General features: G+C 67.7%; 17 protein-coding genes and 1 pseudogene. 8 read left to right on the forward strand and 10 right to left on the reverse strand.

Annotation, left to right across the window (positions count from 1 at the left end; genetic code table 11):
• Nucleotides 1-376: 376 nt before the first annotated feature.
• A complete protein-coding gene (locus GA0070624_RS27025) occupies nt 377-595 on the reverse strand; it encodes a hypothetical protein (RefSeq protein WP_091345703.1) in 219 nt (72 codons plus the stop codon).
• Nucleotides 596-726: 131 nt separating this feature from the next.
• A complete protein-coding gene (locus GA0070624_RS27030) occupies nt 727-1,800 on the reverse strand; it encodes a PIN domain-containing protein (RefSeq protein ID WP_091345704.1) in 1,074 nt (357 codons plus the stop codon).
• Between the two features lie 746 nt (nt 1,801-2,546).
• Here GA0070624_RS27030 and GA0070624_RS37030 point away from each other — a divergent pair.
• The 3 genes and pseudogenes from GA0070624_RS37030 to GA0070624_RS27035 form a co-directional block, all read left to right on the forward strand.
• A pseudogene (locus GA0070624_RS37030) lies at nt 2,547-2,744 on the forward strand (DUF5994 family protein); the annotation flags it as partial.
• Between the two features lie 289 nt (nt 2,745-3,033).
• The gene (locus tag GA0070624_RS35065) at nt 3,034-3,207 is read left to right on the forward strand and encodes a hypothetical protein (RefSeq protein ID WP_176731897.1); all 174 of its coding nucleotides are present in this window, start codon (nt 3,034-3,036) and stop codon (nt 3,205-3,207) included.
• A gap of 202 nt (nt 3,208-3,409) precedes the next feature.
• A complete protein-coding gene (locus GA0070624_RS27035) occupies nt 3,410-4,501 on the forward strand; it encodes an integrase (protein ID WP_091345705.1) in 1,092 nt (363 codons plus the stop codon).
• Between the two features lie 48 nt (nt 4,502-4,549).
• On the opposite strand, the gene GA0070624_RS27040 is transcribed toward GA0070624_RS27035, so the two are convergent.
• From GA0070624_RS27040 to GA0070624_RS27055, 4 genes are all read right to left on the reverse strand, one after another.
• Nucleotides 4,550-5,395 carry a carbohydrate ABC transporter permease gene (locus tag GA0070624_RS27040; RefSeq protein ID WP_091345706.1) on the reverse strand — a complete coding sequence of 282 codons (846 nt, stop codon included), beginning with the start codon at nt 5,393-5,395 and terminating at the stop codon, nt 4,550-4,552.
• A 10-nt stretch (nt 5,396-5,405) separates the two neighbouring features.
• Nucleotides 5,406-6,317, reverse strand: coding sequence for a carbohydrate ABC transporter permease (locus tag GA0070624_RS27045; protein ID WP_091345707.1), 912 nt, complete (start codon nt 6,315-6,317; stop codon nt 5,406-5,408).
• Nucleotides 6,308-7,594, reverse strand: a complete 1,287-nt coding sequence (locus GA0070624_RS27050) for an ABC transporter substrate-binding protein (RefSeq protein ID WP_176731898.1) — start codon at nt 7,592-7,594, stop codon at nt 6,308-6,310. Before GA0070624_RS27050 ends, GA0070624_RS27045 begins: the two co-directional genes overlap by 10 nt.
• Nucleotides 7,595-7,661: 67 nt before the next feature.
• Nucleotides 7,662-9,626, reverse strand: coding sequence for a glycoside hydrolase 5 family protein (locus tag GA0070624_RS27055; RefSeq protein WP_245719023.1), 1,965 nt, complete (start codon nt 9,624-9,626; stop codon nt 7,662-7,664).
• A gap of 187 nt (nt 9,627-9,813) precedes the next feature.
• Here GA0070624_RS27055 and GA0070624_RS27060 point away from each other — a divergent pair, with 187 nt between their 5' ends.
• The 4 genes from GA0070624_RS27060 to GA0070624_RS36130 all read left to right on the forward strand — a co-directional run bounded on the left by GA0070624_RS27060 (nt 9,814) and on the right by GA0070624_RS36130 (nt 15,215).
• Nucleotides 9,814-10,950, forward strand: a complete 1,137-nt coding sequence (locus tag GA0070624_RS27060; RefSeq protein ID WP_091345709.1) for a LacI family DNA-binding transcriptional regulator — start codon at nt 9,814-9,816, stop codon at nt 10,948-10,950.
• A 227-nt stretch (nt 10,951-11,177) separates the two neighbouring features.
• Entirely contained in the window at nt 11,178-11,894 is a 717-nt protein-coding gene (locus GA0070624_RS27065; RefSeq protein ID WP_091345710.1) for a phytanoyl-CoA dioxygenase family protein, read from the forward strand.
• Between the two features lie 64 nt (nt 11,895-11,958).
• Nucleotides 11,959-12,702 carry a helix-turn-helix transcriptional regulator gene (locus GA0070624_RS27070; protein WP_176731899.1) on the forward strand — a complete coding sequence of 248 codons (744 nt, stop codon included), beginning with the start codon at nt 11,959-11,961 and terminating at the stop codon, nt 12,700-12,702.
• A 1,316-nt stretch (nt 12,703-14,018) separates the two neighbouring features.
• The gene (locus tag GA0070624_RS36130) at nt 14,019-15,215 is read left to right on the forward strand and encodes an integrase core domain-containing protein (RefSeq protein ID WP_245719024.1); all 1,197 of its coding nucleotides are present in this window, start codon (nt 14,019-14,021) and stop codon (nt 15,213-15,215) included.
• 168 nt (nt 15,216-15,383) lie between these two features.
• On the opposite strand, the gene GA0070624_RS27085 is transcribed toward GA0070624_RS36130, so the two are convergent.
• The 4 genes from GA0070624_RS27085 to GA0070624_RS27100 all read right to left on the reverse strand — a co-directional run bounded on the left by GA0070624_RS27085 (nt 15,384) and on the right by GA0070624_RS27100 (nt 18,088).
• Complete coding sequence (locus GA0070624_RS27085) at nt 15,384-15,632, reverse strand: hypothetical protein (protein ID WP_218105332.1); 249 nt, start codon at nt 15,630-15,632, stop codon at nt 15,384-15,386.
• Between the two features lie 260 nt (nt 15,633-15,892).
• Complete coding sequence (locus GA0070624_RS27090; RefSeq protein ID WP_091345713.1) at nt 15,893-17,347, reverse strand: aldehyde dehydrogenase family protein; 1,455 nt, start codon at nt 17,345-17,347, stop codon at nt 15,893-15,895.
• Between the two features lie 6 nt (nt 17,348-17,353).
• Entirely contained in the window at nt 17,354-17,782 is a 429-nt protein-coding gene (locus GA0070624_RS27095) for a carboxymuconolactone decarboxylase family protein (RefSeq protein ID WP_218105333.1), read from the reverse strand.
• Entirely contained in the window at nt 17,783-18,088 is a 306-nt protein-coding gene (locus tag GA0070624_RS27100; protein WP_091345714.1) for an ABC transporter substrate-binding protein, read from the reverse strand.
• Nucleotides 18,089-18,542: 454 nt separating this feature from the next.
• Here GA0070624_RS27100 and GA0070624_RS27105 point away from each other — a divergent pair, with 454 nt between their 5' ends.
• On the forward strand, nt 18,543-19,640 hold the full coding sequence (locus tag GA0070624_RS27105; RefSeq protein ID WP_091345715.1) for an integrase core domain-containing protein: 1,098 nt from the start codon (nt 18,543-18,545) through the stop codon (nt 19,638-19,640).
• Nucleotides 19,641-19,924: the final 284 nt, after the last annotated feature.

Below are 19,924 nucleotides of genomic sequence, written 5' to 3' on the forward strand. Positions count from 1 at the left end.
GTCCCCGGACCGTGCGTCGCTGAGTCGTACGCCTCTTCCGCGAGCATGATCTCCAGTTCGCCGCCATACTGACCGCAGAACCTGCGGATTTCGCGCGACCGGTGAGCCCGCCTGGCGACTCTCGCTGAGCGTACACGGACAACGCGAACGAGAGTGGCCAGCTCGCCCCGTCACGGAACAATCCATGCCGTGCACAGGTGGGAGGTTCGCCGAAGGTGGTGAGTCCGACCAGCGAGTTCGGTCGCCTGCTGTCAAGCGTGTCCTAGCGTGCTCGAGAGATCATCGGGCCGCGCCGCGGCTGGCACCGCACCGGCGGACGCGTAGTTGCGGGTCCCACCTGCACCTCTACGAGGGCCGCTCGCGGTCGGCCAGGGCGTCAGCGCGGCAGTTCACGCCAGGCCGGATGGCTACCACGCCAGGCGTTGGCGAGGATGGCCGCCGAGGCCCGACTGGGGCATTCCTGCACTCGGTAACGGCCGGACGCGCCGCCGATCTGCGCCTGGACGTCCCAGCGCCGCCCGTCGGTGCGGATGTACACGTCCCGACGCCCGCGCCGGGTCGTGTCACCGTTCCACCAATGCTCCTCGACAATCACCCGCCGACCGTATAGCAATTCGTCGCCAAGGGGTACGGGCCAGCACGAAAGCCGCGGTCTCAACGTCACACCCCCGGCCGCGACGTGCGTTCACATCGTGACGCTTCCCCCGCTGCCCGAAAGTCGCGCGGTCACGAAGCCTGTGTGGTGAGTAGATAGTCGTCGGCTTCGGGGCTCCACTCGAGATGGACCGCGCCGCTGGTGGCGGCTGCCTTACAGAACTGAAGGAAGCTGCGATAGCCGAGCTTCTTCTCGCTGAAGTCCGGCCGTGCCCTCCGAATCTGATTCTTGAGGCCGGACAGGGCCACCGCGCCTTCGCCGCCAGCCAGGTCCAGGACGACGGAACGAAGCAGCCCGAACGCCACCTCCCGATCGCCATGTTCGGGCAGGGACACTTCGGGGTCGCCCTTGGCGGGGCCCTCTGCCAGGTCGATCACGTTGCGGTCGGCAAGGTGCCGCAGGAGTTCCCCGAAGGCGCGGAAGCCGTAGTCAGACTCGCTGAAGGTCGGATCCTTCCTGAGCAGCGTGCGCTTCAGCGTCGAGGCGGTCACCTCACCGCTTGAGCTGCCCTGAAGACCAGCCACGGTCTGAGCCACGAGGACGGCGAGCGTGTCGACATCCCGCACGGGTTCCTCAACCGCCGGTTGGGGCTCGGGTTCCTGCTCCACCTGCTGCAGGTCCGGGCCGGGTAGACGCGCCGGACGGCCGCGCCGGCCACGCGGAGGGATATCGACCCCCTCAAGGCGGTCGTAGTAGAGAAATTCATCGCACGCGGGCGGGAGCAGCGCCGAAGTGGACTTCTGGACTCCGACGCCGATGACACGCTTGTTCAGCTCGCGGAGCTTGTGCACCAGCGGAGTGAAGTCACTGTCACCGGTGCATATCACGAACGTCGAGATGTACCCGCGCTCGAAGGCCAACTCCACAGCATCCACGGCCATTTTGATATCGGCGGCGTTCTTGCGCGTTGCGCCCATGCGCTGGGGCATCTCGATGAGTTCAACGTGAGACCGGGTGAGCATCCGACGGTCCTCGTCAAAGAACGACCAGTCGGCGTACGCCCGACGTACCACCACCCGCCCTCGCTCGGCGAGGGCATCGGCGATGGGCCGGAGGTCGAAGGCCATGCCGCCAAGGTGTTCGCGGGCCCCCAGCGCTAGGTTCTCATAGTCGAGGAACAGGGCGATTCGGTCTTCTTGATCCACGCGAGCCAGCCTACGCCCGGTGCCGAGTCAGTTCCCGATGGCTTCGGGGGCGGACCGGCGGCTGGTCCCACCGGCTGGTGTAGGTGTTGACCGCTCGGCCCGCCAGGACTGAGGTGGGTTTGGCATGAGCGGCCACCCGGCCCGCCCGGCCACGGCCACGCCGATCGCCTCGCTGTCGGGGGTACGAAGCGCTGCCGGGGCGCCGGGGCCGAGGCGCCAGGGTTGGAAGCCGGTGCGGTGGTGGGTCGGACACGAACCGCTCGGGGCGAGCCTCGGCCCTCTATCGCGGCGGCACCGAGCAGACCGGTCCGGGCAGGCGTAGGCTGGGGCTATCCGGGAATTGACGACATCCCACTCCTGAGGTGCCCGCCACGCCGGCTTCGCCCGAGGGGATGCCATGTCGGTACCCGAGCGCACGCGATCCGCAGCGGCCCGCCCGACCGACCTCCGCCGTCGCAACATCGCAACGTGGTCGCCACCTCCCACCGGCCTCCGTGCCTCCCACCGGCCCGGGTGCCGTTGAGTCGCGCCGGCGCGGGCCTGATCGGTTCCTGCGCGGCGGCGCTCGTGATCGTCGCCATGGTGATCGGCACCGCCCGCATCACCCAGCTGCACCGCCGTGACCGAGCGGGGCAAACAACGACCCGGGCCGGACGGGTCGGCGAACCGGCACCCCGCCCGGCGCAAGACGCGATTCCGCGCACGACCCCGCCGCTACGCCGCGGTCACGGCGATAAGGATCCGATATGACGCCACCGCTGGTCCTCAACGCCGACAGATGGGACGGCAATCCACGCCGCCTCGCCGTCTGCGGCAGGGTCCTGCGGTTGGGCTACTTCACCAGTAAGCCCGCCAGCCTGCTGACCGCTATCTGCCTCAACGACAGCCGGGTCGACCTGCTGGTCGTCCCGCCGGAGACCGCGGTCGACCTGGCCGAGGCGGCGATGGCGCTCGCCGCCACCGCAGGCAACCTGGTCCTACTCCGCAGCTGCTCACGGCCGCAGGCATGGTGTCCGGCGCGGGGGCCGACAGCGGGGGCAGGCGCACTTCAGAGGGAAAGGGCGGCCGTCTCCGCACCGCCCCCGACACCTTCCCATCGTCGCTTCACGCATCGTCGACGCTGCACGGGCCGCGCACTCGGCGCCGGCGGAATCGGCGCCCGCGCCGACAGCACCTCCGCCGAGGTAGCGAAGGACCGGCGAGGGTCCCACCATCACCACCGAGGAGCAAACCATGACAATTGCCCGACACGCTATCGTCTCCGCGCTGCGTCGGCGCGGCCAGCACACCAGGGCCGACTGGGTCGAGCGGGAGCTGCCGGAGCAGGTCGACACCACCCGGCACGCCGGGCTGCTCGCGACCCTGCGTCTCGATCCCACCGAGCTCGCCGGGCCTATCGACCGGTGAGAATGGCCCTGCTGGGTCCGGCAGCCTGGCGGACGCCGCCGACGTCTGCAAGGCTGCGCCCGGGACGATCCAACCCTGCCCCTGCCGAAAACGCCATCCGCCCTGGTCGGAGCCGGTGCGTGGGGTGGACGGGATGTCGCCCCCGGTTGCTTGCGCTGGGGCTCTCACGCAGCCGGTGATCGCCGCGGCATGATGGTCGGCCGTGCTGCTGCGACTGGCCTACCTGGCGAACGCGTTCGCGATGCTGCGTCTGCTGCTGATGAACGATCGAGACAAGGACGTGGAGATCCTGGCGCTGCGCCATCAGATCGCGGTGCTGGAGCGTCAGCTGGGCACGGAGAAGGTGCGGTTCGACGCGAGCGATCGGGCGCTCCTCGCGGCCCTGCTACACCGGCTGCCGCGCGACGTGCTGCGTCGGCTGCGGCTGCTGGTGCGCCCCGACACGGTGTTGCGCTGGCACCGCGACCTGCTCGCCCGCCGCCACGCGCACAAGTCCCGGCCGAAACGCCCGGGCCGGCCCCCGACCGTGCGTTCCGTCCGCACCCTGGTGCTGCGCCTGGCACCGGAAAATCCCAGCTGGGGCTACCGACGTCTGCACGGCGACATACTGGTGCTCGGCGTGCACGTGGCCGCGTCCACCGTGTGGGAGATCTTGAAGGAGGCCGGGATCGACCCGGCGCCCGAACGGGCCCGCAGCACCTGGGCCGACTTCCTCCGCTCCCAAGCCGACGCCCTGTTGGCGCGCGACTTCCTGGAAACAGTCACCCTCACCGCAGCGCGAATGTACGTGCTCGCGGTGATCGAGCACACCAGCCGCCGAATCCGGATCCTCAGCGCCACCCCGCACCCGACCACCACCTGGGTAGTACAGGCCGCGAAGAACCTTGTCATGGACCTCGAAGACGCCGGTTGCCAAGCCCGGTTCATGATCCGCGACCGGGACGGCAAATTCCCCCACTTGTTCGGCGCCATCCTCGCCGAGGCGGGCATCGACGTCGTGCTGAGCGGCATCCGGATGCCGCGAATGAGCTCAATCATGGAACGGTGGGTACCGACCTGCCGCCGCGAACTACTGGACCGGACCCTTATCTGGAACCAGCGGCACCTGCTCCACGCCCTGAACGAGTTCGATCAGTTCTACGACGGACACCGCCCACACCGGGGCATCGCGAACGCCCGCCCGTTGCACCCGTTGCGCGCGCAGATCGCCGATCCGAACAAGCTGGCCCGCCTCGACATACGAAGACGCGACCGCCTCGGCGGCATCCTCCATGAGTACCAGCATGCCGCCTGACCTGCGCGGACGAGGTTTTCGGCAAGCGCAGGGTTGTCGCAGGATCGGTCAGCCCTTGACCGACCCTGCGACGAGCGCTTCTTGCATGCGGCGCTGCAGGATCACATAGGTGACGTACACCGGCAGCAGGGTAATCACGACGCCGGCGGACAGCAACGCGAAGTTCGCGCCGCGGGGGTCCTGCAGGAATGGCAGCGCGACCTGCACGGTACGTGACGCTTCCGTGGTCAGCACCGACGCGAACAAGTACTCGTTCCAGACGCCGAGGAAGTTCAGGATCGCGACGGTGGAGACTCCAGGTGCGACGAGCGGCAGCATGATGTAGCGCAGGACGGTCAACCAGCCGGCGCCGTCCATAGTGGCCGACTCCTCGATCTCGCGCGGGATCGAACGGAAGAACGGGACGAGGATGAGTACCGACAGTGGCAGCGTCGTGGCTGTGTAGAAAAGGACGAGGTATAACCGGGGCGTGTGGATCAGGTGGGTCTTGACCGCTAACAGGTAGACCGGTATCAGGACGGCCAGTCCGGGGATCAGGAAGGCGAGCCCAAAGCTGGTCTCGGCCGCGGAGGCGAACCGTGACCGCTTCCGGGCGATACCGTACGCAGCCAACACCGCCAGCACGAGCGCCACGATCCCGGCGCCGATGGTGATTACGGCTGAATTGAGCAGCGCCGAGGTCATGTTGACGTTCTCATCGGCTCGCGTGAACTCGTCGAACGTGAAGTTGGTGGGTGGCGTGATCGGCGCGTCAAAGATGGTCTCGTTGGTTTTGAACGCGCTGATTATGACGTAGTACAGCGGTAGCACCATTGCGGCCGCATACACAAGAACTACGCCGTAAGCGAGGACCGACCCGGCGCTGGGCCGGCGCCGCGGTTTGCCGATCGTCATCGTCGTGGCCTCATCTTTCCCTGGTACGGAAGGCTCGGCGGATCGCCAGCATGCCGGCGAAGCCGACGACGAACAGCAGTACGCCAATCGCCTGGCTGTAGCCGAGTCGGGTGGAGACGAACGCCTGGTCGTACAGGTAGTACGCGAGCGTCATCGAGGACGACCCGGGTCCGCCTTTGGTCAGCAGCAGGATGTTCTGCGCCGAGCCGAGCAGGAGCCAGAGGAACTGCAGCATGGTCATCAGGCCGACGAAGTCGCGGGTCATCGGATAGGCGATGCGCCAGATGATCGTCCAGGTCGGTGCTCCGTCGATCCGGGCGGCCTCATAGACCTCCTCTGGCACCGCGGTCAGGGCCGACGCGAAGATCACGCCGGTGAAGCCGATCCCGGCCCACAGTTCGACGCCGATCACTGCCCACAGCGCGGTCTGGCCGTCGGCCAGCCAGATCCGGGTCAGCCCGTCCAGGCCGGTGAACTCGAGGACCTTGTTGATGATCCCCTCCGGCTGGTACATGCCGATGAACATCATGGCCCGCGCCGACACCGAGACGATGCCAGGCGTGAAGAAGATGACGCTGAGCACTCGGTAGCCCGGCGGTTTGCGGCTCAGGAAGTACCCGAGCAGGAACGCAAGCGGGATCATCAGCACTAGCGAGACGCCGACGTAGACGAGGCTGTTCTTCGCCGCGGTGCGGATGAGCGGGTCGTCGAGGAGGCGTTCGAAGTTCGCCAGGCCGCCGTACCGGGGCGTGGCGAGCAGGCTGTTCCACTCGAACAGACTCAACACGAACATGCTCACCAGCGGCGCGACCATGAACGCCGCGTACCACAGCAGCGCCGGGGAGGTCACCAGCGCCGCGGGCACCCAGGTCCGCCGCCGGCGGTCACTGGGCGCCCGCGGTGTCGCCGCTACTACTGCCATGCCTGCTTGAGCGCCTTAATGATGTCGTCGGCCGATGTGCCCGGCGTGAAGGCCAGGCTGGTGGCTCGCTCGAATCCGGTCTGGGACTTCGTCGGAACGTGCACGTCGGACAGTACGGCGACCTCGGTCGTCGCCTTGAGCTTCTCGGACGCCTGGACGTACAGCTTGGGGAGAGTGCTCTTGTCGACCTTGACCTTGTCGTCCGCCACGGGGGCGAGGGCGCCGGCCTCGACGAGCAGACCGAGCGACTCGGGCGTGTAGAGGTGCTTGACGAACTTCTCCACGGTCGCGGCCTTGTCCTGGCCCTTGGGGCTGATCCAGACACCGGTAGCGGTGAAGTCGGTGTAGATGACCGGCTTCTGCCGGGTGCTACTTGGCGCGAGCGGGAAGCCACCGAGCTCGATGTTCGCGTTCTTCGCCGTCGGGATGTCGGCGCTGCCGTAGTCCCAGGAACCGCCGTGCATGATGGCCGCCTTGCCGGCGCCGAAGGTGCTGCGCTGCTGGTCGGCCGTCAGGCCCTCGGCGCTGTCGGTGAACACGCCGGCATCACGCAGCTTCGTGAACAGTTCGATCCCGGCCTTGACCTCCGGGGTGTCCCAAGCACCGTCGCGGAACGCTGCGAGCGCCTGCTCGTCGGTCGTCATGGACTCCACGATCAGCGAGAACAGCTTGTTGCCGCTCCAGTCCTTGCCACCGGTGACGATCGGCTGAATGCCCGCCGCGCGGAGCTTCTTGGTGGCGTCGATCAGCTCGTCGGTCGTCGTGGGGACCTTCGCGACGCCCGCCTTATTGAGCAGGTCGAGGTTGTACCAGACCGGCCAGGTGAACCCTTCCCACGGGAAGCCCTGCAGCCTGCCGTCCGGCTTGCGCCACGCGTTCAGCGCCTCCGGCAGGAACAGGGACTCCAGACCCCAGTCCTTGGCGTCCTTCGCGACGTCCACGGTGGCGCCGTTGTCGAGCCAGGACGTGGGTTTGCCGAACAGGTTGGTGATGACGATGTCGGGTTCGTTGCCGGCGAGCTTCGCCTGCTCGTACCGGTTGTGCGCCTCCTCGGGCGCCGGCGCGTCCTCCCGTTCGATCTTCACGCCGGGGTTGGCCTTCTGGAAGTTCGCGATGATCGTGGTCAGCTGTTTGCCCTTCGAGTCGCTGTCGGGCAGGTTGGTGAGGATGCGCAGGGTGCCGCTGTCGCCACCGCCCTCGTCCGCTCCGCCGCAGGCTGCGGGAAGTAGCAGGGCGAAGGGCAGCGCCAGCGCCAGAAGCGTTCTCTTTGCTCTCATGGACAGTTCCTCCTGTCGAACTGGGACGATCGCGCCGGCTCTGACGCGGTGAGGGTGATGCGGGATGTCATGTCGACACCTCGACCAGGTCGACGCCGTACGGCGCCAGGGCGACCTCGTGAATCTCCTGGCCATCGCGGTCGAGCAGGCGCGATCCTGGCTCAGTGCTGCGAACGCCGACCGTCAGCGGCTCGCCCGCCTCGCTGACGACAAGCGCGAACCGGCGGCCGTCCTGCCGTTCGATGACGTCGGCGAACGCGTTGACGTCGTCGACGACTACGGCGGGTAAGGCGCTGGCGACCTGGGCGGCGGCGCGGTACAGGCGCACCGTGTCGTCGGGGTTGACCCGCGGACTGCGGGCGGCGAAGTACTCCACCGGGTACGTCGACAACACGATCCGTCCGGCGCCGGTGTCCCGGACCAGCAGCGCGGGCCGGCCGTGTGCATCCTCGGCGACCACCCGGGCGCCGTCAGGCTCCACCGGCAGCATGCAGCGGCCGTCCGGCGTACCCGCCGCCCGGAACGACAGGGTCATGCCAGCTGTCAGGTCGCCGAAGTCCTCGCCGAACCGCCACGCCACGACGTCCTCCGGCACGGGTTCATTCAGCCCGTAGCGCAGCAGCTTGCGGACCCCGAAGAAGTCGTCGAGCTTCGGCCACCACGGGCCGCGCTGGCTCGGGGTCTCCCCGCACGAGTAGCTAACCAGTACGGTCGCTCCGGCCTCGGCCGCCTCACCGAGGGCACGCCAGCCGGGCGCGCTCAAGGCCTTCACCGACGGCACGATCAGCAGACGCGCTGCGGCGATGCCCTCGGACTCCCGGATCATCGCTGGGGCGAGGTCGGCGAGCCGCGCGGAGATGTAGCCCTGCAGTAGTGCGTCCCGCAATGCCGGGGTGTCGGTGTCATCCCAGAACGGGTAGCCCGCCTCCAGATGGCTGCTCACCACGATTCCGGTGTGCGTGTCGGTGCGACGGCACCGCGGGAAGTCGAGTTGGTCCAGCAGAGCACGGAACCGCTGCATCTCGAGCAGCGGCGCCTTGGGCTCGCCGCCCGTGGTGGTGATGCCGAAGTGCAGCTCGAAAGGGTGGTGCCGGTACGGATCCTGATCGGGCAGGTCGAAGTCGGTGTTGTTCCAGGCGATCCAGCCTGTCGCGCCGGCGAGCAGGGTGGTGTGTAGCACCTGCCGGTAGTAGTCGGCCGCGCCCGTGTCGGAGACGAAGTCGGTGGTGACTCCGAACTCCTCCACCACGACCGGCCGATTGAAGTGACTCAGCTCCACATGCGCCGCCGGCATCAGGTGCTGCCGGATCGGGTCGTCGTTCATCTGATAGCTGTGCGGGCCGAGCCAGTCCACCAACGGCGCCAGCTCGCGGATCCGGAAGCCGTTGTCGGACCCGGTGATCTCGCGGCTCCAGGCGCCGTCGCCGAGTGAGACCGGCTGGATGCCGCCGCCGGCACGTACCGCATCGACCATCAGCTGCGCCCAGGCCGTTACATCCGAAGGATCGGCGCCCTGACCGCTCGCCCCCATCTGGCCGCCGACACCGCCGTACAGCGGCATCTCGTTGGAGACTAGCCAACCGGCCACCGCCTCGTGGTCATGGAACCTGGTCACCATCTCGCGGACGAACCAGGCCTGCCGGGCCACCATCCACACGTCCCGGTACAGGTCACGGCCGTTCCGCCACTCCGGATCCCAGTTACCGCCGGACATGTGTCCGACGATGAACGTCGGGACGGTGCCGAGACCGGCCTCGGCATGCAGATCGAGGAAACGCCGGAACCGGCAGCACAGCTCCTCGTCCACCCGGTCCGGCTCCGGATGGAAGTCCGGCCAGTAGAAGAACGACCGCGTCAGGGTCAGGCCATGCTCCGCGAGGATCCCGAGCTCGTCCAACACCAGCTGTTCGTCGAATGAGCGCCACATCAGCGGACCACCCAGCCGCGACCAGAAGTTCGCCCCTACCCAGGGCACGCCACCGGCTGTCGGCAGGTGCACGGCGGGTCGGGCGATCGGGACCAGCTCAGTCACACGTACTCCTCTGGCTCGATGATGAAGTTGCCTCGGGTGGACAGCAGTCTGAATCGACGATCGTTCACCGGTCAATAGGGTGACTGTTCATGAACGATCTGCGCGGCTTGGCGCGCAGCAGACGCCATTACCGATGGCCACCAGATCTATGGCGTCCTGATGCCACTGACTTCGCGGCAGTCGTGGATTGACGAGAGCTTCACTGACGTGGAACAGTGAAGCTTGTTCATCGGCGTTCATCACCACGCGGGAGGGGCCTGTGGCGGTTACTGTCCGAGACATCGCGCTAGCCGCGCAGGTGTCGGCCGGCACGGTGTCACGGGTGCTGAACGGTCATGACAACGTCGATCCCCGGCTGACCGACCGGGTACGTCGAGCGGTCGAGGAACTCGGCTATCAGCGGGCCACCGCCCGGCGCGGCGGGCACGCCCGACCGCACCGGAGCTCGACGACCGAGATCGGCTTCCTGCTGACGGTGCCGCACATATCCGAGACGGAACTGATGGCGCCGTTCTGGGCGCAGATCCTCCACGGCGCCGAGACCGAAGCCAAGCGCCACAACGCCCACATCACCTACCGGTCGCTCGTCCGCGAGGACCTGCGGCCCGGCAGGCTGCGCAGGCTGGTCGCCGGCCTGCGACTCAACGTCGCCCTTCTGGTCGGTCCGGCCCACGCCGACGTGGTGCAGGTCCTCGCCGAGGTGGTTCCCGTACTGGTGCTGGTCGACCACGCGGCGCCCGGTCTCGACGTCGACGCGGTGGTGTCCGACGGCGTGGAGGGCGCCCGGACGGCCGTAGAGCACCTGATCGCCGCCGGCCACCGCGACATCGCCTGGATCGGCGGCCCGCTCGACCCTGGAGGCATCAAGAGCGCGGTGTACTCAATCGAGGCACGCGCCACGGGCTACCGCAACGCGCTGGCCTACGCCGGGATACCGATCCGACCGGAGCTGCTGGAGAGCGCCAGCCTCACCGCGCCGTCGGCCTTCGATGCAACCGTCCGGCTGCTCGCATCGAGGGCGCCCTTCACCGCGATCTACTGCGCGAACGACGACACCGCACTCGGGGCGATGAACGCGTTGCAGGAGGCCGGCTTCGTTGTACCTCGCGACGTCTCCATCGCGGGATTCGACGACAACCGCACGGTGCACACCCAACCAGCACTCACCACAGTGCGCGTGCACAAGGAGGCGATCGGCACCGAGGCGACGCGGCGAGCAATGCAACGGCTCGCCAACCCCGAGCTGCCGACCGTCACCGCCGTGATACCGGTCAAGCTGGTGCCCCGAGCATCGGTCGCGCCGCCGCGAGAGCGATCGCGGTGATTCGCCTGACCCGCCGGAGTGGCTGGTCAGCCGTTGGCGCAGAGGACCCGGGGCGCGTGAAAGTCCCCCCCGGACACCTCCGCTGATCCAGGGCTCGACCAGGACCACGCCTCGGCCGGCGCCACGGAACTTCCGCATATCTCGTCGGAGAATTAGCCGAGCCACCGCCGTCAGCCCGTACATAACCTCAGTGCAACGAGTTGGACCATCGAACGAAAAGGAACAGTATGATGCTCGAATCCTGGCAGAGTGACGGATACGCGCTGGTCGACCGGCCGCTCTTCCCGGCCGCGCAGTTCGATCGCCTCAGTGGCATCCTCAAGGACCACCTGGCCGAGCACGGCGAGCGCATCTTCGACGAGCTAGACATGCCGCACACGCGTGACGACCGTTTGCTGGAGCTGTTGCTCGACGACGCCGTGCTCGATCTGGTCGAGCCGATCACCGGCCCGGACATCGTGCTCTGGTCGTCGGGCTTCATCTGCAAGATGCCGTTCGTCGGACCTCCGACACCCTGGCACTCAGACGCCGCCTACTGGGAGGGGCGGCTGGACGACAACGAAGGCATCGTGACGGTGTGGCTGGCGATCGACCGGAGCAGCCGCGAAAACGGGTGCATGCGCGTCATTCCTGGCAGTCACCGGCAAGCGGAACCGGACTACCGGGTACTCGACCCAGATGCCTTCTTCGGCAGTGAGGCCGCCGGGGTCGACGCGTCGACGGCGGTCGACCTGGAGCTCGAGCCCAACCACTGTTCACTGCACGACGGGCGGATTTTGCATGGAGCGACCGCCAACACAAGTCCACACCGCCGGGCCGGGTACACCATGAGATATCTACCGGCCAGTACGCGGATCCTCCCGGAGAGCAAGAACAACGCCGGCCATCTCGTGTGGCTGGCACGCGGGAAGGCGATCGCGGACAACGAGTATGTCAACAAGTGACTTCGCCAAGCCCCCGAATCGCCTCGCTGCCGATCGTTGGCTGAGCACAGACCATGGCATCGCCGTGTACGAGCAGATGCTGGACGCCGGTTTCGAACTGCACTGGCATGAGTTCTTCGAACTGTCCTTCGTCACGGCGGGAGCCGGGCTACACACGCTCAACGGCACAATGCAGCGAGTGCGAGCTGGCGACATCCTCGCGTTGACCCCAGCCGACTTCCACGAAATACGCCCACACCCGGGCACAAGGCTGCACATCACCAACGTCGTCTACAGCGACGAGCAGCTGCCCCCGGAATTGCGGCCGGACTCGCCATCAGAGCCGGCGATCCACCTACCCGACCTCGCCCCTGACTTCCAGCGGATGCTGGCCGAGAGCCGCCGACCTGATCCGGTGTCGATGGTTGCCCTTCACGCCACGCTGGCTCGCGTGCTGGCCGATGTGGCGCGAGCCGCGAGCGGTGCGACGCCACCCCTGCCAAGCACCCCTCGCGCCGGGCTGCAACGCGCCCTTGCGTGGATCGACCACCACTTCAGAGAGCCGATCCGCCTGGCCGACGTCGCCGCGGTTGCCTGCCTGTCGCCCCATTACTTCAGCGTCCTGTTCCGTCAGGCGACTGGAGTGACATTTCAGGACTACCTGGCCGGTCGGCGGCTCCAGTTTGCTCGCTCCCTGCTCGCCGCGTCAGATCTACCCGTGACGCAGGTGTGTCACGCCGCTGGGTTCAACGACCTGACCCACTTCAGCAGGTCGTTCCGCCGCCGTTTCGGTCGCTCCCCGTCCACCACGCGACAGACCGTCAGCTGACCGCATCGTGCGCCGGCCGGCCGGAGTGGATGCTGGATGCGATGTGACGCAACCTCCCTGCGGCCCATCCCGGCATCCTCGGGCCGCCCGACGCCCGTCCTTTAGCGCAAACGCCAAGGTCCAGATCGCTCGGCTTGCCGAACGGGCCGACGCTGTCGGAGCTCTCGCGCGCGCCTGCCTAGCCCGCGACTATGTGATCGAGCAAGAAGCGCCGGCGCGCGCCACCCTCCTACCACTGCTCGACTGAGACCGCAACGCCAAACCGTCGTGCTGCCCGGCGCCGCCGCCGAGACCCACCTTTCCCGCCTGGCACCGCTCTTGCCGAGGGGCTGACCTCGATGCCCCGCATCGGGGTCAGACCGGAGCCTGCATCCTGCTCGCAGTCGGCGACGCCACCGCTCCCCCTGAAGGGTGCAAGTTCAGCGCTACGGCTGTGGCCAGGCACGGCGTGGGCCCGGCAGGATGAGCCCATGGTGGTGCGCACTCTGGTGTTCGTGGTCGCCCGGCAGGTGCTCTGGCTGGTCGGGCTGGGTCCATCGCCGGACGCGAAGGACGTGGAGATCGTGGTACTGCGCCACCAACTCGCGGTGTTGCGCCGGCAGGTGGCCAGGCCCCGGCATAGCCCGGCGGACCGGATGGTCCTCGCGGCTTTGGCGAAGCTGCTGCCCCGAGATCGCTGGCCGATCTTTTTGGTCACGCCCTCGACTCTGCTGCGCTGGCATCGTGAACTGATCCGCCGGAGGTGGACCTTGTGGGTACCGAAAACGTCATCCATGCGCTGTGACCTGCGATTGTCGGATACGGCCGCGGACCGACAGGCGCGGTGCGCCAGTATGAGTCATCGTGCTGCTGTGACTGTCCTACCTGGCGTTGACGAACGTGTTCGCCTTCGTGCGGCTGCTGCCGATGAGCGATGTGGACAAGGACGCCGAGGCCCTTGCGCTGCGCCACCAGCTCGCCGTCCTGCAGCGCCAGGTCGACAGACCCCGCCTCGCTCCGCCCGACCGGGCATTCCTCGCCGCCCTCCTGCACCGAATGCCCCGGCCGACGCTGCGGCAGCTGCACCTGATCGTCTCCCCCGGACACCGTCCTCCGTTGGCACCGCGACCTCCTGCGCCACCGGCACGCGAAGGCGTCCCGCCCGAAACGGCCCGGCCGGCCACCCACCGTGCGCAGCATCAGGGCCCTCGTCCTGCGTCTGACCCGGGAAACCCGAGCTGGGCTACAAACGCATCCACGGCGAACAGGCCGCCCTCGGCATCAAGGTCGCCGCATCGACGGTCTGAGAAATCCTCAAGGACGCCGATATCGATCCCGTGCCCGGCCGAGACCGCCAGACGTGGCCCGCGTTCCTGCGCAGCCAAGCGCACGCGATCCTCGCCGCGGACTTCTTCGAAACCCGCACACTGACCGGCGCCCGCCTGTACTTCTTCGCCGTCATCGAACACGCCACCCGCCGCGTCCGTATCCTCGGCGCCACCGCGCACCCCACAGCGACCTGGACGACGCAACTGGCCAGGAATCTGGTCATGGACCTCCAAGACGCCGGCGCGACCGCGAAGTACCTGACCCGCGACCGTGACAGCCGGTACACGGCCGCCTTCGACGCGGTCTTCCACAACGAGGGCATCGCCATCGTGAAGACCGGAATCAAGGTACCGAGGATGAATGCGATCATGGAGAAGTGGGTGCGCTCATGCAGAGCCGAACTCCTCGACCGAACCCTGATCGTGAACCAGGCCCATCTTCTCCACGCGCTCCGCGAGTACGAAGCCTTCTACAACGAGCACCGGCCCCACCGCACGCTCCGCGCCGCGGCACCCCTACGCCCGCTCCCCCAACCGATCCAAGCCGTGCCGAATCGACCACCTCGACATCCGACGACGCGACCGACTCGGCGGCGTCCTCCACGAATACCGACACGCCACCTGAGCTGCCCGGACGACATTTTCGGCACCTACACAGTCGGCTCCGGCCACCGCACAGGCCCCCTGGGCGACGTCGCCCGCTCGATCCTCACCGCCGCCCGGGCCGACGGGATCGACGACCTTGCCCGGATGGAGCGCTCAATGGGCAGCGACGCAGCGGCGTGGGCCACCGAGTACGGCACCGTCCGGTTCGTGTCCCGGCTGGCGCCCGAGCGCAACCTGCTCCGCTACCTTCCCCACCCGGTCACGGTCCGCCTGGCCTCGGGAAGCACGACCGACCTGGTCCGGGTCGTGGCGGCAGGGCTCGTCGCCGGCGCGGAGGTCAGCGTCTCGACCTACACCGACCTGCCACCCAGTGTCACGACCGCTCTGTCCGCGGTTGGTGCCGCCCCGGTCACCGAGACCGACAAAGCCTGGTCACGACGCCCCGCGCTATGGACGGAGGCCGCGTCCGCCTCGTCAACGGCGACGCCGCCGTGGCATATCGAACAGTGGACGGGCGGCCCGACCTGGCCATCCACGCCCAACCCGTCACCGAGTCGGGCAGGGTCGAGATGCTGCCCTTCCTGCGCGAGCAGGCAGTGAGCATCACCGCCCACCGGTTCGGCAACCTGTCGGGCTCGAAAACTCGGTGATGCCCTGTGAACTGGCTCTTCGTCTTCAATCCCGATCGACGTGCATGATCAACTCGAACGCGTTCAGAGAACGCGTCCTGGTGTGTTGAACGCGTTCATCTTCAGGACCCGTCACGGGTCATACCTCGAACAAAAGCCCAGGTCGCAGGGGATGACCGAGTTTTCGAGCCCCACAGGCGTAGCGCGGCCGCGGGACCTGCCGTCGTAACACCATCAACTGATGTCGGAGAACCGCTATCTCCACGTCCTTCGCGTCCGGGTTCGAACCCAGCCCGACCAGATCCAAGACGCGTCGGACGACGACGAACGCCAGCGTGCGAACCACCATGAACGACAGCCTGCCAGGATTCCCGTCCTCCCTGCTCACAGCCCTGACGCTGGGATGGCACCCTTCACGCCCGCCGGTTCGTCGACGCGCTCACCGTCGACGACGTCACGTTCGAGGTCTTCGACCGGGCCGGCAGGCTGCACTGCAGCTACGACCACCTCGCGTACGCGGTCGCGAAGATGACCGACTGGTTCGCCGACAAGCTGGCCTAGGCTTGCGGCACAACCTCTTTACGTTTGTGGCCGACCAGCAGCGCTGCGGGTCGGCCACAAACGTCTGTGCCGGCGGCGGCGAGCCGCCTAGTACGGGAACTGCCGGCGGCCCCGGTGCACCGAAATCCACTTCAGCGCCGTGAACTCCTCGAGGCTCCACTCGCCGTTGAGCCGGCCGAGACCCGACTGCTTCTCCCCGCCGAAGGCGACGATGGGCTCGTCGTGAATCGACGTGTCGTTGATGTGGATCATGCCGGTCTGGATCCGCTTCGCGAGCTCGACACCGTAGTCGAGATTGCGGGTGTGTACGGCGCCGCTCAGACCGAACGGAGTGTCGTTGGCGATGGCCACGGCCTCGTCATCGTTGTCGAAGGGAATGACGCACACGACCGGACCGAAGAGCTCGGCCTGTGCGATCGGCATGCCGGGTGTCACATCCGCCAGGATCACCGGCTCGAAGAGCGTGCGCGACACCGTGCCCCGCAGCACCGGCCGGCCGCCGTCCGCGATGCCCTGCTCCACGAGCCGCTGCAGGTTGTCGGCCTGCCGCTGGTTGATGAGCGGGCCGATGATGGTGCGCTCGTCCCTCGGATCGCCGACGGTCAGCGATGCCACCTTGGCGACGTACCGGTCGAGGAACTCCTGGTACAGGTCGCGATGCACCAGCACCCGGTTGGCCGACATGCAGATCTGACCCTGATGGGTGAACCGGCTGAACACCGCCGCGTCCACCGCCAGGTCGAGGTCCGCGTCGGACAGCACGATGAGGGCGCTGTTTCCACCCAGTTCGAGGATCGGCTTCTTGAAGTTGCGCGCAGCCACCTCGGCGACGTGGCGGCCGACCCCGGTCGAGCCGGTAAATGAGATCACCCTCGGCACGGGGTGCTCTATGAAGGCGTCGCCGATCGCGGAGATCTCGGTGACGATCACGTTGATCAGCCCGGCCGGGACGCGCGCCTCCTCGAAGATCTTGCCCACGAGCGTGCCGCCCGTGATCGGGGTGTCCTCATGCGGCTTGAGCACCACACCGTTGCCAGCGCCCAGGGCGGGCGCGACCGATTTCATGGAAAGGAAGAACGGGAAGTTGAACGGGCTGATGACGCCCACCACGCCGACGGGCTGCCGGTAGAGGCGGTTCTCCTTGTCGTCGATCGGCGACGGGAGGATGCGCCCCTCCATCCGCAGCGGGAAGGTGGCCGCCTCCTTCAGCATGTCCAGCACCAGGCCGATCTCGAAGGCTGCCTTGAGGCGGGTGCCACCCAACTCGTCGATGATGACGTCGGTGATGTCGTCGGCATGGTCCTCGACGTACCGGACGGCGCGCTCGAACACCGCACGCTTCACGTACGGGTTCACGCGCCACCACTCGGCCTGGGCCTGCTCCGCGGCCCGGTACGCTCCGTCCACGTCGGCCACGGCCGCCATCCTGAACTCGGCGACGGTCGACCCGTCATAGGGGTTCTGGTCGACGAGCTTCTTGTCCAGCGAGCCGTTACGCCAGGTACCGCCGATGAACTGGCGGTTCAGCGTCCTGAAGTCCATCCGCTGCTACTCCTCATCCTTCGTCGTGAACGGGTCCCCGCTCGGTTCGATGCCCTCGGCGCCGACCGCCTCGCGCCAAACGTCGAAGCCGTGTTGGAATGCGACGACGCCCGCCTCCGGCAGCGCGATCTCGATCGCCTCCAACACCTCGCGGGGCGTTGCGCCGTGCTGCAGAGCCACTCGGATGTGGCTCGCGATGTGGTGCCGGTCCGCGCGCAACACGGTGCGGCTCAGGACGAAGAGCAGCTCCTTGGTACGGCGATCCAGCGACCGCGGCGCCAGATAGGCCGCCTGCACGAGACCGTCGGCGGCGCGCAGGACGTCAAGGTCCTGGGCCGCCATGACCTTGTGGTAGTCGAGGACGTAGCCGCGCCGGCGCACCATGTCGTCGACGTACGCCTGCCGCTTGTCGGCTTCGCCAGGCAGACCTGCCACTCAACCCACCCCCAGCAACTCGCGGGTCGCGCCGGCGACCCCGCTCTGCGGACTTTCGCCCTCGTCGACCTCGACCAGCTCGACGCGCTTGCCGCCGAGCTTCTGGCCATGCTCAGCGAGGTAGAGCTTGAACCCGTTCTCCATGTCGCGCCCCACGGACGCGTACACGCCGGACTTGGCGACGAGAAGTCCAACCTTGACAGTGTCACCGGCAGAGCCGTTGCCATCCGCCTTTGCGCCGCCCAGTGACCCGCCGCCGCAGGCGGCGAGTAATGTTGCGGCCGCGGCGAGTACGAGTGCGCCCATCCATGGTTTGGAGGATCTGACGGTCACGACTTCCTCCGATCATCGGCGGCAGGGCCGACTAAGGTTGCGGTTGTCGCGAAACGCTAGGCATCGGCGGCCGACCGGAGGAGTCCCCCATCGGGTACTTTCCGCCGACTGGCGCTAGCGATCTTTGGTCGCTACGAGCTTCGGCGGGTTCATTCAGCCCTGCCCCTGCCGAAAACCCCATCCGCCCTGGTCGAAGCCCGTGCGTGCGTTGGACGGGACGTCGACCCCGACTGCTTGCGCTGGGGCTCTCACGTAGGCGGTGATAGCCGCGGCATGATGGTCGGCCGTGCTGCTGCGACTGGCCTTGAGGGTGCCGACAATGTCGTCCGCCCTGGTCGTGCCCGGTCTGAGCGTGGCAAACCTTACCCCGGTCGACGTTCCAGGGCGCATCGGATCGCTGCCAGTCACTACGTGATGATGCCTCGCCGTGCTGCTTCGACTGGCGTACCTCGGCGTGACCAACGCGCTCGCGATGCTGAGGCTGCTCCCCATGAGCGACCGGGCCAAGGACGCCGAGATCCTCGCCCTGCGCCACCAGATCGTGGTCCTCGAACGACAGCTGCATGGCGAGAAGGTCCGGTTCGCCCCTGCTGACCGGGCCATCCTCGCTGCCCTGCTGCACCGACTCCCCCGCGACGTGCTGCGCCGGGTCCGACTGCTCGTGCGCCCCGAGACCGTGCTCCGCTGGCACCGCGACCTGATCGCCCGCCGCCACGCGGCCGTCTCCCGTCCCAAGCGGGCTGGCCGGCCCCCCACGGTACGGTCCATCCGAACGCTGGTGCTGCGCCTGGCGCGCGAAAACAGCGGCTGGGGTTACCGGCGCATCCACGGCGAACTGCTGGTCCTGGGAGTGAAGGTCGCCGCGTCCACGGTTTGGGAAATCCTCAACGAGGCCGGGATCGACCCGGCACCCGAGCGGACCTCGGACAGCTGGGCGGCGTTCCTGCGTTCCCAGGCCGAGGCCATCCTCGCGGCCGACTTCTTCGAAGCGGTGACGTTGACCGGGGCACGGATGTACGTCCTGGCGGTCATCGAGCACGCCACCCGGCGGATTCGGATCCTGGGCGCCACCGCGCACCCGACCGCTGCCTGGGTCACCCAGGCCGTGCGCAACCTCGCCATGGACCTGCAGGACGCCGACTGCCGGGCACGCTTCCTGATCCGCGACCGCGACGGCAAATACCCACCATTGTTCGACGCGATCCTCGCCGACACCGGGATCAAGGTCGTGCTCAGCGGCGTTCAGATGCCCCGGATGAACTCCGTCATGGAGCGGTGGATCCAAAGCTGCCGACACGAGCTGCTGGACCGCACGTTGATCTGGGACCAGGCGCACCTCCTACACGCCCTGCACGAATACGAGCGGCATCACAACGCCCACCGCCCCCATCGGGGCATCTCGAACGCCCGACCACTCCATCCACTGCCCGAACCGCTCACCGATCCAGACCGGATCACACACCTCAACATCCGCCGACGTGACCGCCTCGGCGGCATCTTGCACGAGTATGAACATGCTGCATGACCTGCACGGACGGGGTTTTCGGCACCCGCACGCGGCCACCCCGGACCGCCCGGTCGCGGCCTGCCGGGCAAGATGCGGGCGCATCACCGCGAGTTTGTCGTCGTCCTTGCCGAACCTGACCCACGGAATGTCATTGGCCTCGGCGTAGGAGGCCACCGCCCGGCGGAGCCGTTGCCCGATCTGGTTGAACAGCGCCGGCGACGGGAACGGGAACCCGCGGTGCCCGGACAGAAACGCCACCACCTGGAAGCTGGTCTGCAGCTTCGGCACATACGCGTTGAGGT

Origin of the sequence: Micromonospora rhizosphaerae (assembly GCF_900091465.1) — a bacterium.
Taxonomy (GTDB): Bacteria; Actinomycetota; Actinomycetes; order Mycobacteriales; family Micromonosporaceae; genus Micromonospora; species Micromonospora rhizosphaerae.